The following is a 14965-nucleotide window of genomic DNA, read 5'->3' as shown; positions in this document are numbered from 1 at the left end:
AGGAGGACCCGATGACGGCAACATCGCTGCGCCATCGCACCTATCGGACACAGAACCCGGCCACGGGAGAGCTGCTGCGCGAGTACCCGTTCGTCGAGGACGGCGAGCTGGAGGAGAGGCTCGCCAAGGCCCATTCCGCCTACCTCGCCTGGCGCGACGTCCCGGTCGCTGAGAAGGTCGCTCTCTTCCTCAAGGTCGCCGACCTGATCGAGGCGAAGCTCCCCGAGCTCGCCCATCAGACGACCCTCGAGATGGGCAAGGTCCTCCCGCACTCGCTGATGGAGGGTGCCGGCGCCGTGGAGATGTTCCGCTACTACGCGAAGTACGGCGAGGAGCTGCTCGCCGACGAACCGATCGACGTGCCGAACTTCTCGAAGGTGGTCCTGCGCCGCGAAGCGGTTGGCGTCGTGCTCGGCATCGAGCCCTGGAACGCGCCGCTCTACCAGGCGATGCGCGCCACCGCGCCGAACCTCATGCTCGGCAACACCGTGATGGTCAAGCCTGCCGAGATCTGTGCCGGCTCGACGCTGATGTACGACGAGATCTTCCTCGAGGCGGGCTTCCCCGAGGGCTGCTACCAGACGCTGCTCGCCTCGACCGACCAGTGCTCGACGCTGATCGCCGATGACCGTGTTCGCGCCGTCACCCTGACGGGGTCGGACCGTGCCGGCTCCGCGGTCGGTGCTCAGGCGGGCGAGCACATCAAGCCCGTGGTGCTCGAGCTCGGTGGTTCGGACGCGTTCGTCGTCCTCGACTCGGCCGACATCGACCTCGCCGCCGGCACCGCGGCCGTGTGCCGCCTCGTCCTCGGCGGTCAGGCCTGCGCCCTGCCGAAGCGCGTCATCGTGACCGACAGCGTGGCCGACGAGTTCACCGAGAAGTACGTCGCGGCCTTCGCCGCCCAGGTGCTCGGCGACCCGTTCGACGAAGCCTCCACCATCGGGCCGATGTCGAGCCAGGCCGCTGCTGACCTGCTCCAGGAGCAGATGGACGACGCGATCGCCAAGGGTGCCACCGTGCTGCTCGAGGGTGGCAAGGTCGATGGCCCCGGCTCCTACTTCAAGCCGGCCGTGATCACGGGCGTCACGCCCCAGATGCGAGTCTTCATCGAGGAGCCCTTCGGCCCCCTCGGCATGATTTTCCGGGTCAGCGACGCAGATGCGGCCGTCGAGCTGGCCAACTCCAGCCCCTACGGTCTCGGCGGAGCCGTCTTCGGTGAGCAGGAGGAGGCCCTCCGGGTCGCTGCTCGCCTCGACACCGGTGGTGTGGGGATCAACGCGTTCCTCGGCTCCCCGACGGAGGTGCCCTTCGGTGGCACCAAGCGCTCCGGTGTGGGACGCGAGCTAGGCCGTAGCGGCATGGACCAGTTCGCCAACATGAAGACGTACGCCATCGGCTGATCGGTTCCCACGACCCGACCACCCGACGTCTCCCGATGCAGGAACGGAGATCTGAGATCACTACGCGCCGCACCGTCTCACCCCGACGGAGCTACACCAAGGCCGAGCTCGACGCCATCGCCCAGGGCTACCGCACCTGGGGTCGGTGGGGGCCTGATGATGAGGCCGGGTCACTCAACTACATCACCCCCGAGCGGATCTCTGCTGCCGGTGCCCTCATCCGCACCGGCAGGGCGTTCTCGCTGGCCATCCCGCTGGACCGCAACGGCCCGATGCCGGCACGCACGGCACGGGTCAACCCCCAGCACATGATGTACAAGCACGGTGGCGACCTGCTGGCCGACTGGGAGAACGCCCAGCACGGCATGCAGTCGACCGACGACGGCGTCTACATGCCGTTGCAGTGCGCCACCCAGTGGGACGCCTTCTGCCACGTCTTCTATGACGGGGTGACCTACAACGGTCACGGTCCGCAGACGGTGACGAGCCAGGGCGCGGTGCACAACAGCATCGCGCAGGTCGCCGACCGGGTGGTCGGCCGCGGGGTGCTGCTCGACTTCCCCCGGTTCTACGGCGTCGACTGGCTCGAGCCCGAGGAGGCGATCCAGGACCTCGATGTCGAGGCCTGCGCGAAGGCACAAGGAGTGGAGATCGGCGAGGGCGACATCGTGCTGATCCGCACCGGGCACATGCGTCGGCGACGCGAGGAGGGAGAAGAGCACTGGGGCGACTACGCCGCCGGGCCTGCGCCCGGCCTCGGCGTCAGCGCGGCCGACTACCTGCTGCCGCGTCGGATCGCGGCGGTCGCCTCGGACACCTGGGGCCTGGAGACCGTGCCGAGCGAGTCGCTGCCCGAGGCGAAGTTCGCGCTGCACGTCATCTTCCTGGTCAACGCCGGCGTGCTGATCGGCGAGATGTGGGACCTCGACGCGCTGGCTGCCGACTGTGCTGCAGACGGGGTCTACGAGTTCTTCCTCTCGGCCCAGCCCCTGACGGTGACGGGAGCGGTCGGCTCGCCGCTCAACCCGATCGCCGTGAAATGACGACACAAGAGAGGACAACCATGTCCGACTACCGCTTCATCACCTACGAGGAGCTCGATGAGGGGACGATCGCGCGGATCACCCTCAACCGTCCCCGTTACCGCAACGCCCAGAACCGCGGACTGCTCGTCGAGCTCGACGAGGCGATGCTCCGTGCCGAGGCCGACGACACCGTGCGCGTAGTCATCCTCGGCGGCAACGGAATGACGTTCTCGTCCGGCCACGACATGGGTACGCCGGAACGTGCCGCCGAGCGGGCAGAGGGCCCGGAGCAGCACGAGACCTTCCGCGACCACGGGGCCACCCGACTCAGCACCGAGAAGCGGATGACCCAGGAGTGGCATTACTACTACCAGAACTCGTTGCGGTGGCGGAACCTGCGCAAGATCACCATCGCCTCGGTCCAGGGGCCTGTGCACGCCGCCGGTCTGACCTTCGCGTGGTCGTGCGACCTGATCGTCGGGGCCGAGGGGACCACCTTCTCCGACCCGGTCGGTACGCGGCTGGGCATGTGCGGTGTCGAGTACTTCGCGCACCCGTGGGAGTTCGGTCTGCGGCGTACCAAGGAGCTGATGCTCACCGGTGGAGAGGTCGGGATCGAGGAGGCGCAGCGGATCGGCATGGTCAGCCAGATCTTCCCTGCCGACGAGTTGGAGCAGCGCACCCTCGACTACGCCCGGGAGATCGCCAAGCGGCCCACGATGACCGCCCTGATGATCAAGGAGGCGGTCAACCAGACGCAGGACAACATGGGCTTCTACAACTCCCTGCAGGCATGCTTCAGCCTGCACCAGATCAACCATTCCCATTGGGCCGAGATCCATGGCGGGCGCGTCGCTCACGCCACGGTGGAGGACGGCGCCGTCGACTGGCGCAAGAAGGTCTCCTCGGCCAACCCGGATCAGGACCCGCTGCAGCCGGGGGCGGTGCAGCGATGAGTGCCGAGTGGGTCGATCGCGACGCCGACTGGAGTCCGGACTACGGGTCGCTACTGCGCCTGGACGGTGAGGTCCATGTGGTCCTCGGTGGCGGGTTCGGCATCGGGCTGCAGACCTGCCGTGCGCTTGCGGCGAACGGTGCGACGGTCGTCTGCGTCGACCGTGACGAGGAGCGAGCCTCGCTGGTCGCCAAGGAGGTTGGCGGCGTCGCCTGGACGGGGGACATCACCGACCGTGACGCGATGGCCGCGCTCTTCGACTTCGTCGAGGAGACCTGCGGTCGTCTTGACGGCGTGGTCGACATCGTCGGGCTCGCGATGTACAAGCCGATGGTCGAGCTCAGCGACGACGACTGGACCTGGCATCTGGACATCGTCGTCAAGCACGCCTACCTCGCGCTCACCTTCGCCAGCCGCCTCATGGAGAAGCTGGGCAGCGGCGGGACGATCTCGTTCGTCGCGTCCGTCGCCGGCATGACCAGCTCCCCGAAGACGAGTGCGTACGGCGCGATGAAGGCGGCGCTGATGTCGCTGGTCCGCACCTCCGCCGTCGAGCTCGGTCCACTCGGCATCCGGGTCAACGCCGCGGCACCCGGCGTGGTGCGTACGCCACGCCAGCAGGCGAACCCACGCTGGACCCACGAGCTGGTCACCGCCAACGTCGAGAACACGCCGCTGCGCAAGGTCGCCTACCCCTCGGACATCGCCAGCGTGCTGCTCTTCCTGAGCTCGCCGCTGTCCGGTCACGTGACCGGACAGACGATCACCGTCGACGGCGGCAACAGCATCGTCTTCAACGTGGTCTCCCCGGAGCCCGAGGCGAAGGCCTGAACCGACGAAGCCGCGGTAGCCATCGATGGCTACCGCGGCTTCGTGCGTCACTGCGGCTCGGGCGCTCAGCCCGTGGCGACCTCGAGAGGGTCGAATTCGGCACCTGGGGGATAGACGTTGTTGAACAGCGGTACGCCCTCCTCGGTGAGTGCCGCGTCGGTGCCCGACCAGCCCGCCTCCGTGCGGGTCATCGTCACCGTGACCAGCGGCAGGCGCGGGCCCGAGCCGTCCTCGGTGCGCGGGTCCTCCACGCTGAGCACCGCCGGCCCGTCCGGGCGCAGCTCGATCCTCGGGCCGGCCAGCCGGACGAAGAGCAGACCCCCGTGGCCGGCGAGCCTCAGGTCGCCATGGAACGCCAGCAGCGAGGGCGTGCTGGACGCCGGATCGGCGGGATAGACCACGAGCTGAGGGTCGTCGCGGGTCAGCAGTGCACCGGCGGAGACCGAGGCGCGGGCGTCAGGGAGCGCCGCGACGTACCTCAGGAAGCTGGCTCGAACGCTCCAGCGCAGTTCCCCTCCGGTCGGCTCAGGCATCGGTGGCCGTCTCCAGCAGGTGCTCGACCCGCAGGGTCGAGACGATCTCGCGCTTGACGATCTTGCCGCTGGGGGTGCGCGGCAGCTCGTCGGGCACCAAGGCGATCCGGGCCGGCACCTTGAAGGCGGCCAGGCTCTCGGCCGCGACGGCCCGAAGGTCCTCGGCCGTCAGCGTGCTCCCGGCGCGTACGCGGGCCACGGCCACCAGCTCCTCGCCCAGGCTGGGATGCGGGGCGCCGAAGGCGGCCGCCTCGAGCACGTCGGGGTGGGCGGTGAGCACGGTCTCGACCTCGGCGCAGTAGATGTTCTCGCCGCCCCGGATCACGGTGTCCTTGAGACGGCCGACGATGTAGACCAGGCCATCCTCGTCGATCCGGCCGAGGTCGCCGGTGTGGAACCATCCGTTGCGGAAGTCGTCGGCGTCCGGAGCGTCGAAGTAGCCGCTGACGACCTGCGGACCGCGGACGGCGATCTCGCCGACCTCGCCCTGGGGCACCTCGTTGTCGTCCTCGTCCAGGACGGCGACGTGGGCTGTCGGCAAGGGCCGGCCGACGCTGTCGGGATGCACCGCGAACTCGTGCGGCGGGATGGACATGACACCCGACGTCGTCTCGGTCAGGCCGTAGCCGGTGCGCGGGGTGATCTGATCGCCGAAGCGCTTCTTCATCGCTTCCACGACCTGGAGCGAGGCGGCCGAGCCGCCCATCCCGAGGGCACGCAGGCTGCTGAGGTCGCGGTCGGTGTCACCCGCGGCGTCGAGGAAGGTCTGGACCACGAACGGAGGCCCGGAGAGCTCGTTCACCCGCTCACGCTCGACCAGCTCGACGGCGAGGTCGGCGTTCCACTTGTACATCAGCACCAGGGTGTGGGCCGAGTAGGCGGCGGTGTAGAGCGTGTTCATCCCGGCGATGTGGAACATCGGAAAGGTCATCAGCTTGACCGACGGCAGCGCCGGAAGCACCTGCAGCGGCTCGGTGTCGGAGGCCGGGACCACTCGGACGGCCCGGATCAGCTTGTTGAGCATCGAGGCGGAGTGGTTGCGGTGGCTGTGCAGTGCGCCCTTCGGCCGCCCCGTGGTGCCGGAGGTGTAGAGGATGGTGGAGGGATCCTCGGGCAGCACCTCGACGTCGGGAGCCGTGCTGGGGCCACCGGCGCGAGCCAGCAGGTCGCGGTAGCCCACCACCGCGTTGCGACCGTTGAAGCCGTCCGGAGCCTCTTCGCAGCGCACAGCGACGATCGTGCGTACGCCGCTGGACGCGAGGTCCTCCTCGGCCAGCAGGGCGACGCGCTCTTTGTCGGCGACCAGGACGGCCGGGTGGGAGCCCGCGACGAGGTCGGCCAGCTCGCGAGTGCGCAGCCAGCCGTTGTACGGCACCAGCACCGCGCCGATGAGCTGCGTGGCCCAGAACGTGAAGATGAACTCGGGGTAGTTCCGCATCGCCAGGCCGACATGGTCGCCCTTGCGTACACCGAGCTCCTCTCGGAGAGAGTGGGCGAGGGCGACCACCTCGTTCCACTGCTCGGCGTACGTCCAGCGCTCCTCGCCGTAGACCACCGCGGTGACCTCGGCATGGGCGGCCGTCGACAGGAAGCAGTCGCGCATCGTGCGTGGGTCGCGGTCGAACATCTCCAGGCGTTGGCCGTCGACGACGATCTCGGTGAGGGGGAACGCCCCGTCGGGCGTGGTGAGGAGGCGCAGTCGAGTCGTCTCGTCCAGGGTCATGGTGACTCTTGCCTTTCGCGGAGGGCCCATCTGGCATCCGCCCGGCCTTCCGGGCCCAGCGGCGGCACGTCGCGTCAAGACGCGACGATGCAATACTTGGATTATATAGCAAGATAAGTAGAAGACGATTGTGGGCATGCCTGCAAAGGCCGCGCGACAGGGAGACGACGACATGACAGAGGCGGAGACGGCAGTGGTGGGCGAGACGACATTGGTGACGATCGACCAGGGCGCCTTCCGGGGTGTGCGGGCCGATGCCGGGTGGACCTTCAAGGGGGTTCCGTACGCCGCGCCGCCGGTCGGGGAGGCGCGCTTCGCCGCACCGCGTCCTCCGCTCGCGCACGAGGGCATCGCCGACGCGACCACATGGGGCCCGACGGTCTCGACCCCGCCACAGCGATCCGCGGTCATGGATGCGTTGATCCCCGACCCGCGTCGCCCCGGCGAGAACGGTCTCAACCTCAACCTCTGGACACCCGATCTCGGCGGCTCCGCTCCGGTCCTGGTCTTCATCCACGGTGGCGGGTTCGCCACCGGGACCGGCTCCACGACAGCCTTCGACGGTTCGGCGTTCGCGCGAGACGGCGTGCTGGCCGTGACCATCAACTACCGGCTCGCGGTGGAGGGCTTCGCGCAGCTGCCCGACGCCGCGACGAACCGCGGCCTGCGGGACCAGGTGGCGGCACTGGAGTGGATCCGCGACAACATCGCCGCGTTCGGCGGCGACCCGGCGCAGGTGACTATCGCGGGGGAGTCGGCCGGGGCGATGGCGGTCTGCACGCTGCTCGCCGTCCCGCGCGCCCGCGGACTCTTCCGTCGCGCCATCTCGCAGAGCGGGACCGGGCACCACGTGCACACCCGCGCGAGGGCAGAGGTGGTGGCGGCCGAGCTCGGCCTCGAGCTCGGCGTCGAAGCGACCGCGGCGGCGCTGGCCGAGGTCCCGGTCGGCGAGCTGCACACCGCCACCAACGCGGTGATCACCCGGCTGACCTCGGGCAAGGACCCTCGCTTCGCCGAGTTTCGCCGCCTGGTGTTCCAGCCGGTCGTCGATGGGGACTTCCTGCCGGAACACCCGGTGGACGCGATCGCGGCCGGTGCCGGCGCCGACGTCGAGCTGCTGATCGGCGTCAACGCCGAGGAGTACGGACTCTTCGTCACTCCGACCGGGCTTGCCGGTGCGTTGAACGAGGAGGTCCTCACCGCGACCACCGCCCGGCTCTGCGACGACCCCGCCGCGATGGTCGCCACCTACCGTGCCGAGCTGCCCGAAGCAACGCCCGCCGAGCTGTTCGTGGCCCTGCAGTCCGACTGGTTCTGCGTCGCGCCGACCGACCGCCTGGTCGAGACGCGACGAAAGGCCGGCCGCCCGACGTACGCCTATCAGTTCGCCTGGAGGCCGGCGACGTACGACGGCAGCCTGGGCGCCTGCCACACGCTGGAGATCCCGTTCGTCTTCGACACGCTCGACGACCCGTGGGGGATCGAGCTGCGTGGCGGGGATGCACCCCAGGCGCTGGCCGATCAGATGCACGCCGCCTGGGTGGCGTTCGTGGCCGACGGTGACCCGGGCTGGCCGGCGTACGACGAGGACCGGACGTTCCGTCGACTTGATCTCGAGCCTGCGAGCGTCAGTGATCCGCTGGCCTTCAGCCGGCACGCCTGGGAAGGCATCGCGTTCTGATGACCTCCCTCCGCCTGATCGACGCCCAGATCCACGTCTGGAAGGCTTCGACGCCGGATCGTCCCTGGCCCGCCGACGCCATCGAGCCCCAGCGACCCGACCCGCTGGAGATCCCGGAGGTGCTGAGCGAGATGACCGTAGCCGGGGTCAGTGGTGCACTCCTGCTCGGACCCACGTGGGAGGGCTCGCGCAACGACTACGTGCGGGAGGTGGCCGCGGCCGACCCGTCCCGCTTCGGTGCGATCTGCCGCTTCGCGACGGGGGATCCGCAGGAGGTCGAGCGACTGGCGCACTGGCGCGAGGTCACCGGAATGCGAGCGATTCGGATGTCGCTCAACCGAGGCGATGTCGAGGGAGCGCTCGAGGCGAGCCGAGGCAGCGGATTCTTCGCTGCTGCCGAGCGCTTTGGCGTGCCGCTGAGCATCTATGCTCCGGGCCGCTACGAGCTCTATCGCGCCCTCGCCGAGGAGTTCCCGGGCCTGAAGATCGCGGTCGACCACGCTGCGGTGGAGACCGACGCCGTACCGCTGGCCGAGGCGGTGGCGCCTCTCGCGGACCTGGCCCGCTATCCGGGCATCGCGGTCAAGGCCTCGGCCCTGCCCTGCTTCGTCCGTGAGCCCCACCCCTTCCCCTCCGTCTCCGAGGCGGTCTACCGGCTGGTGGAGGCGTACGGCGCCGAGCGCGTGTTCTTCGGCTCTGACCTGTCCCGTCTGCCGGTGCCCTATGCAGAGCTGGCCGACGTCTTCGTCAACCATCTCCCGGAGCTGAGCGAGGAGGAGCGTGCGCTGGTCGCCGGCCGTGGGCTCACCACCTGGCTGGACTGGACCGAGCCGTTCGATGACTGACCCGGCGGTGGTGCAGGTCCGAGCCGTCGGCCCGATCCTGCAGGTCACCCTCGACCGCCCGCACAAGCGCAACGCGGTGGACCCGGCGATGACCTCGGGGCTGGAAGCGGCGTTCACCCGACTGGAGTCGGACCCAGCGCTGCGAGTCTGTGTGCTGGCTGCGACCGGGGACTACTTCTGTGCCGGCAGCGACCTGGTGCTCGGGGCGGGACCGCACACCGCCGAGGGCGGGCAGTACGGCATGATCCGGCGCTCCCGCTCCAAGCCGCTCGTCGCCGCTGTCGACGGCCCCGCGCTGGGCGGAGGCTTCGAGATGGTGCTGGCTGCTGACCTCGTCGTTGCGTCGCGCACCGCGTGGTTCACGCTGCCCGAAGGTGCCCGCGGCAGGCTGCCTGCCGCGGGCGGTCTGCTGCGGGCACCGGCCAGGCTCCCGCGCAACGTCGCGGTCGAGATGATGCTGACCGGCACCAGGCTGGAGGCCGTACGTGCCCATGAGCTCGGTCTGGTCAACCGCCTGGCCGAGCCGGGCGAGGTGCTCCGTGCCGCGTACGAGCTCGCTCTGGCGACGACGGCGAGCGCACCGGAGTCGGTCGCGCAGATCCTGCGTGGGCTGGAGCGGACGGAAGAGCCCGCCGAGAAGCTCGGCTGGGCCGTCACCTCGGATGCGATGGCTGTGCTGCTCGGCTCTGCGGGCCGTACGGAGGGCACGGCGGCATTCGTGGAGCGGCGCACGCCGGCCTGGGCGATCGGCGCTGAGGAGCGCTCGGCGATCCTCGACGCGACCGACGATCCGCACACCCCTGCGGAGAGGTGACCGGGAGCTGACTCCCAGTTCTGTCCGTGACAGGGGCCATTGACGTGGCGCGCATCACTAAGCATGATTAGACCATCATTGAAAATCATTGCTGAATACATAGAACACTAGTTGGACGCTCGATCTCGCGGCGCGCGCCATCGTCCCTGCTGACCCTGAGGTATCACGTGGACACTCTGCTCCCCTTCATCGTTGCCGGCCTGGTGACAGGCTCGGTCCTGGGCCTGGCCGGAACCGGCTTGGTTCTCACCTATAAGACATCGGGAATCTTCAACATCGGCCACGGCGCGGTGGCCGCCGTCGGTGCGTACACCTTCTACTGGCTCCACGTCGAGAACGGCTGGCCGTGGTGGCTCTCGGCGATCATCGGTGTCCTCGGGGTCGGCGTCGTCCTCGGCCTGGTGCTCTCCGCGGTCAGCCTCAAGCTGAGCAACCAGCGCCCGACGCTGAAGGTCGTCGCAACCGTCGGGCTCGTGCTGCTCGTCCAAGGTGTGGCGACGGTCAAGTTCGGCGTCAACCCGCTGCGACCGCCCCAGTTCCTTCCGGGCGGCACCAACCTGGTCACCGTCATGGGCGTCAACATCACCTACGCCCAGCTGACCATCATGGCGATCTCGCTGGTGGGCGTGGCCGCGCTCTACTACTTCTTCCGGGTCAGCCGGATGGGTCTGGCGATGCGTGCGGTCGTCAACGACCCCGACCTGGTGGCGCTCCACGGCACCAACCCGCAGAGCGTGCAGCGCCTCTCGTGGATCATCGGCGCCTCGTTCGCGGCGCTCTCCGGCGTCCTGATCGCGCCCAGCGCGGGGATCGACTCGGTCGCGCTGACCTTCCTGGTCGTCCAGGCGTTCGGCGCGGCGGCGGTCGGTGGCTTCTCCAGCATCCCGTTGACGTACGTCGGTGCGCTGGCCATCGGCGTGGTGGCAAACCTGATCACCAAGTTCGCGATCGACACCCCGGTGCTCACCGGCATGTCGACCGCGCTGCCGGTCATCGTCCTCATCATCGTGCTGATGGTCATCCCGAAGCACCGTCTCGACATGCCTGCCCGTGCCGAGAAGGCGCCGAAGATCCCCTATCACGGTCCGACGAACACCCGCGTCTTCGCGGGCGTGGTCGTGCTGGCCTTCCTCGCCGTCGTGCCGTACGTGTTCAACTCCAAGCTGAGCTTCTTCACCGTCGGGCTGACCCAGGCGATCGTGATGCTCTCGCTCGGGCTGCTGGTGCGAACGGCGGGCATGGTCTCCCTGTGTCAGGCGGTCTTCGCCGCGATCGGTGCGGTCACCTTCGCGCAGGTCGCCGAGCACTGGCACATGCCCTGGCTGGCCGGGGTCCTCCTCTCGGCACTCGTCGTCGTGCCCGTGGCGGCCCTGCTGGCGTTGCCCGCAATCCGCCTGCAGGGGCTCTTCCTCGCGCTCGCGACCCTCGCCTTCGGCCTCTCCGTCGAGGGATGGCTCTACCAGAAGGAATGGTTCTTCGGAACGACCGGCACCGGACGGCCGATGCCGCGGCCGTCGGGACTGGAGAGCGCGGAGCTGTGGTACTACGTGGTCCTGGCCTTCTTCGTGGCGACGGCGCTGGTCATGGTGGTCATCCACCGCAGCCGGCTCGGCCGGATGCTGCAGGGCCTCTCGGAGGCGCCGCTCGCCGTGCGTACGCTCGGCCTCAACATCAACATGCTCCGCCTGATCGTGTTCTGCATCGCCGGCTACCTGGCGGGCATCGGTGGCGTCCTCTACGGCTCGACGATCAACTACGTCGTGCTGGGTGACGCCAACTACGGCGCGTACTACTCGCTGGTGCTCGTCGCGACCTTGGCCCTGATGCCGTTCCGTGAGCCGTGGTACGCCGTCGTCGGCGTCGTCGCGGCGGTCATCCCCGCCTACTGGCACAGCCCGAACGCCTCGGCGTGGCTCAACGTCATGTTCGGCCTCTTCGCGATCCTCATCGCGACGCAGGGTGGCGCGGACACGCTGCCGCAGCGCTTCCGAACCATGATCGACAACCGCTTCGGCAAGAAGGGCGGACGTACGCAGGTCGTGGTCGAGAACGACCCGTGGAAGATGAAGCAAGGTGCCTCCGGCATGGCCATCCGCGACCTGACCATCAAGTACGGCGGCCGGACCGCGCTGGACCAGGTGAGCCTCGAGGCTCCGGTGGGTCAGATCACCGGACTGATCGGGCCGAACGGTGCCGGCAAGACCACGATGTTCAACGCGGCCAGCGGTCTGCTGGTCCCGGCCACGGGAACGGTCTCGCTGCACGGCCACGACGTCACCCAGCTCAATGCGGCCGCTCGCGGGCGGCGCGGCCTCGGCCGTACCTTCCAGCTGATGCAGCTCGCCGACTCACTGACCGTGGAGCAGAACGTGGCTCTCGGCGTCGAGTCCGGGCTCGCCGGCTCGAGCGTGCGCGGACAGCTGATGGCCTCGGCCGCCGAGCGCCGAGCGACCCTCGAGGCCGCGGAGTACGCCATGGAGCTGTGCGGCATCACCCACCTGCGCGACCTCACGGCCGGAGATCTCTCCACCGGTGAGCGTCGTCTGGTCGAGCTCGCTCGATGCCTGAGCGGTCCGTTCGACACCCTTCTGCTCGACGAGCCGTCCTCGGGTCTGGACCCGGTCGAGACCGAGAAGTTCGGCGAGACCCTGCTCAAGGTCGTCGAGACGCGCGGGTGCGGCATCCTCCTGGTCGAGCACGACATGGCGCTCGTCCTGAGGATCTGCGCCGACATCTACGTCCTGGACTTCGGGAAGATGCTCTTCCACGGCAGCCCGGCCGAGGTCCGCAACAGTCCTGTCGTCCAAGCGGCCTACCTGGGGTCCTCCCAGGAAGACCACGAGAGCATCACCGAAGAGATCGAGGAGACGGTCTGATGGCTCAGCACCTCAACGGCGTGGCCCCCGGGTCGACCGCCACCCTGACCAAGCCTGCACTGGAGCTCAAGGACATCGACGCGAGCTACGGCACCACCGCGGTGCTGCGCAAGGTGTCGCTGAAGGTCGAACCGGCTGCCGTCACCGCACTGATCGGCCCTAACGGCGCCGGCAAGACCACCTCGCTGCGGGTGGCGTCGGGCCTGATGAAGCCGACCGGCGGCACCGTCCTGCTCGACGGTGAGGACATCACCTCGACCGGCCCGGCGCGCCGCGCCAAACGCGGCATGTGCCACGTGCCCGAAGGGCGCGGGATCTACCGCAACCTGACGGTCAAGGAGAACCTGCTGATGCAGGCGAACGAGCTGAGCGCCCAGGAGAGCATCGAGCTCGCCACCAGCGTCTTCCCGAGGCTGGGGGAGCGGCTGAGCCAGAAGGCCGGCACGCTCTCGGGCGGCGAGCAGCAGATGCTGGCGCTCTCGGCGGCGTACGTCGCCTCTCCACGGCTGGTCCTGGTCGACGAGCCGTCCCTGGGCCTGGCGCCGATCATCGTGGACGTCGTCTTCGAGTTCCTGGAGACGTTACGGGACAAGGGTGTGGCCCTCCTGCTGGTCGACCAGTACGCGCTGCGCACGCTGTCGATCGCCGACCAGGCGTACGTGCTCCGTCGTGGCGAGGTCGTCTACGGCGGGGATGCCAAGACGCTGCTGGAGGGCAACATGTTCGAGCAGTACATCGGCGAGGCCTCCTGAGGATCCACGCTCGGGTCATACCCGCGGCCAAGACCGATGGTCCCTCCCGCAACGTGCGGGAGGGACCATCGGTCTGTCGCCGTGCCTGTGCTGAGGAGACGGGGCACAAGCCAGGGCCCGTCTCCGCTGCCTGGAGCAGTGGAGACGGGCCCTGAAGGTTCAGAGTCGATCCGTACGGATCACTTCTTGGGCAGGTAGCCCGCGCAGGTGCTGGCGAGATCGCCCGCGGCACCGTTGCCCGACTTGTCGGGCGCGATGGCGGTCGGGTTCTCATCGCCCGCGTCGAAGTTGAAGAACCAGCTGCAGCCGACAGGGGTCGAGGGCTGGCCCTTGGTGAAGGTGATCGGTTCCGGCAGCAGACCATCGAGGGTCTCGTCCTTGACGGTGTACATCGCCTCCATCGCCGACGTGCGGTCGACCGTGCTCGGCTTGGCGTTCTCGAGCGCCTTCTTGAACAGCTCGAAGCTGGACCAGATCGCAGTCGAGTTGCCGGAGGAGTAGACGCCGTCGGGGGAGAACTTCTTCATGGCGCCACGGTAGGTCGACACCACCGGCGCATCGGCCCACCAGGGGAAGCCGTTGGTGCTGCCGGCGGACTTGAAGCCGGCGATCTTGCCGAACTCGGTCTGGTCGAAGCCGGAGTTCATGACCGAGAAGGTGCCGGTGTAGCCCTGCTGGATGCAGTCGGAGGCGAACCGAGTGCCGGTGCCGTAGCCGATGTTCAAGGCGATGCCGTCGGTGCCGTCGCCGATGAAGGCGAGGCATTGCGCGGTGTAGTCCGAGGCAGAGGACGAGATCGACTGGCCGCCGGTGTAGGACATGTCGAGGGTCTCGCCGTACGGGCCGGCGAGCTCGGCGTTCGCCTGGCAGACGGCGACCTCGGCACAGCCGGCCCAGCCGAACTTCTTCGAGTCGGCGGCCTTGACCAGGTCGACGTACGTCTTGAGTGCGTAGTCCGCACCGGAGACGTCCTGGAAGACGCCGGGGACCTCGGACCAGAGCAGGTCGCTGGAGCCGCCTCCGCTGATGATCGGCACGTCGGTACCCTCGAACAGGCTCGCCATCGATCCCTCGGCGACCAGGTCGGTGAGGAAGATCGCGTCGACGTCCTTGTCCTGCATGAACGTCTTGGCCACCGAGGTGGCACCCGGCACCGTGTTCTTGGTGTCCACGACCTCGACCTCGACGGGGTGGCCGAGGATGCCGCCGTGAGTGTTGGTGTACTCCTGCCAGGCGTGCGCGACCGCCTTGGCCGCGACGCCGTTGACCGCCTGGGCGCCGGAGAGCGAGGCGGCGTAGCCGATCTTGATGGGGTCGCCGGTCACCTTGGCGGTGCTGTCGCTGCTGATGGCGGCGACGTCCTTGTCGTCACGGGCCGAGGTCTGGTCGTCGCCGGCGCCACCGCACGCGGTGAGCGCCAGGCTGGCCACGGCGACCACGGCACCGCGCCGTGTTGCCCTCGCGAAGGGGAAAGTCCTGGATGACACTGCTGGCTCCTCGGGTTTCTGGTCCCGTCAGGCTCGACGGGTG

Annotated in this window: 12 protein-coding genes; 9 read left to right on the top strand and 3 right to left on the bottom strand. The window is 68.8% G+C overall.

Features of this window, described 5'->3' with window-relative positions; genetic code table 11:
* The first annotated feature begins 11 nt into the window (after window positions 1–11).
* Genes ACIRON_RS18625 through ACIRON_RS18610 form a run of 4 tightly spaced genes read left to right on the top strand, consistent with a single transcriptional unit; the run spans window position 12 to window position 4211 of the window.
* Entirely contained in the window at window positions 12–1400 is a 1389-nt protein-coding gene (locus ACIRON_RS18625; protein WP_402994217.1) for an aldehyde dehydrogenase family protein, read from the top strand.
* A gap of 35 nt (window positions 1401–1435) precedes the next feature.
* Window positions 1436–2443, top strand: coding sequence for a cyclase family protein (locus ACIRON_RS18620; RefSeq protein WP_402994215.1), 1008 nt, complete (start codon window positions 1436–1438; stop codon window positions 2441–2443).
* 20 nt (window positions 2444–2463) lie between these two features.
* On the top strand, window positions 2464–3381 hold the full coding sequence (locus ACIRON_RS18615) for an enoyl-CoA hydratase (RefSeq protein WP_402994213.1): 918 nt from the start codon (window positions 2464–2466) through the stop codon (window positions 3379–3381).
* Entirely contained in the window at window positions 3378–4211 is an 834-nt protein-coding gene (locus tag ACIRON_RS18610) for an SDR family NAD(P)-dependent oxidoreductase (protein ID WP_402994211.1), read from the top strand. Before ACIRON_RS18615 ends, ACIRON_RS18610 begins: the two co-directional genes overlap by 4 nt.
* A 65-nt stretch (window positions 4212–4276) precedes the next feature.
* On the opposite strand, the gene ACIRON_RS18605 is transcribed toward ACIRON_RS18610, so the two are convergent.
* Window positions 4277–4744, bottom strand: a complete 468-nt coding sequence (locus tag ACIRON_RS18605) for an HtaA domain-containing protein (protein WP_402994209.1) — start codon at window positions 4742–4744, stop codon at window positions 4277–4279.
* A complete protein-coding gene (locus ACIRON_RS18600; protein WP_402994207.1) occupies window positions 4737–6467 on the bottom strand; it encodes a class I adenylate-forming enzyme family protein in 1731 nt (576 codons plus the stop codon). The genes ACIRON_RS18605 and ACIRON_RS18600 overlap by 8 nt, the downstream gene beginning before the upstream one ends.
* A 172-nt stretch (window positions 6468–6639) precedes the next feature.
* On the opposite strand from ACIRON_RS18600, the gene ACIRON_RS18595 reads away from it, so the two are divergent.
* From ACIRON_RS18595 to ACIRON_RS18575, 5 genes are all read left to right on the top strand, one after another.
* A complete protein-coding gene (locus ACIRON_RS18595) occupies window positions 6640–8148 on the top strand; it encodes a carboxylesterase/lipase family protein (protein WP_402994205.1) in 1509 nt (502 codons plus the stop codon).
* Window positions 8148–8993, top strand: coding sequence for an amidohydrolase family protein (locus tag ACIRON_RS18590; RefSeq protein ID WP_402994203.1), 846 nt, complete (start codon window positions 8148–8150; stop codon window positions 8991–8993). Before ACIRON_RS18595 ends, ACIRON_RS18590 begins: the two co-directional genes overlap by 1 nt.
* Window positions 8986–9807: an enoyl-CoA hydratase-related protein gene (locus tag ACIRON_RS18585; RefSeq protein WP_402994201.1), complete on the top strand. Its 822-nt coding sequence runs from the start codon at window positions 8986–8988 to the stop codon at window positions 9805–9807. Before ACIRON_RS18590 ends, ACIRON_RS18585 begins: the two co-directional genes overlap by 8 nt.
* 167 nt (window positions 9808–9974) lie before the next feature.
* Window positions 9975–12683: an ATP-binding cassette domain-containing protein gene (locus tag ACIRON_RS18580; protein ID WP_402994199.1), complete on the top strand. Its 2709-nt coding sequence runs from the start codon at window positions 9975–9977 to the stop codon at window positions 12681–12683.
* The gene (locus ACIRON_RS18575) at window positions 12683–13435 is read left to right on the top strand and encodes an ABC transporter ATP-binding protein (protein WP_402994197.1); all 753 of its coding nucleotides are present in this window, start codon (window positions 12683–12685) and stop codon (window positions 13433–13435) included. Before ACIRON_RS18580 ends, ACIRON_RS18575 begins: the two co-directional genes overlap by 1 nt.
* A gap of 179 nt (window positions 13436–13614) precedes the next feature.
* Here the strand turns inward: ACIRON_RS18575 and ACIRON_RS18570 are convergent, their stop codons facing one another.
* Window positions 13615–14922: an ABC transporter substrate-binding protein gene (locus ACIRON_RS18570; protein WP_402994195.1), complete on the bottom strand. Its 1308-nt coding sequence runs from the start codon at window positions 14920–14922 to the stop codon at window positions 13615–13617.
* Window positions 14923–14965 lie beyond the last annotated feature (43 nt).

The sequence above is a fragment of the Nocardioides sp. NPDC101246 genome (genome assembly GCF_044767415.1).
Taxonomy (GTDB): domain Bacteria; phylum Actinomycetota; class Actinomycetes; order Propionibacteriales; family Nocardioidaceae; genus Nocardioides.
This window is presented reverse-complemented; position numbering and strand designations above follow the sequence as displayed.

Excerpts from the sequence above, each read along its gene's own strand:
- ACIRON_RS18625 (WP_402994217.1), top strand. The coding sequence starts at position 12 with ATGACGGCAACATCGCTGCGCCATCGCACCTATCGGACACAGAACCCG.
- ACIRON_RS18610 (WP_402994211.1), top strand. The coding sequence starts at position 3,378 with ATGAGTGCCGAGTGGGTCGATCGCGACGCCGACTGGAGTCCGGACTAC.
- ACIRON_RS18615 (WP_402994213.1), top strand. The coding sequence starts at position 2,464 with ATGTCCGACTACCGCTTCATCACCTACGAGGAGCTCGATGAGGGGACG.
- ACIRON_RS18585 (WP_402994201.1), top strand. The coding sequence starts at position 8,986 with ATGACTGACCCGGCGGTGGTGCAGGTCCGAGCCGTCGGCCCGATCCTG.
- ACIRON_RS18590 (WP_402994203.1), top strand. The coding sequence starts at position 8,148 with ATGACCTCCCTCCGCCTGATCGACGCCCAGATCCACGTCTGGAAGGCT.
- ACIRON_RS18605 (WP_402994209.1), bottom strand. The coding sequence starts at position 4,744 with ATGCCTGAGCCGACCGGAGGGGAACTGCGCTGGAGCGTTCGAGCCAGC.
- ACIRON_RS18600 (WP_402994207.1), bottom strand. The coding sequence starts at position 6,467 with ATGACCCTGGACGAGACGACTCGACTGCGCCTCCTCACCACGCCCGAC.
- ACIRON_RS18595 (WP_402994205.1), top strand. The coding sequence starts at position 6,640 with ATGACAGAGGCGGAGACGGCAGTGGTGGGCGAGACGACATTGGTGACG.
- ACIRON_RS18620 (WP_402994215.1), top strand. The coding sequence starts at position 1,436 with ATGCAGGAACGGAGATCTGAGATCACTACGCGCCGCACCGTCTCACCC.
- ACIRON_RS18575 (WP_402994197.1), top strand. The coding sequence starts at position 12,683 with ATGGCTCAGCACCTCAACGGCGTGGCCCCCGGGTCGACCGCCACCCTG.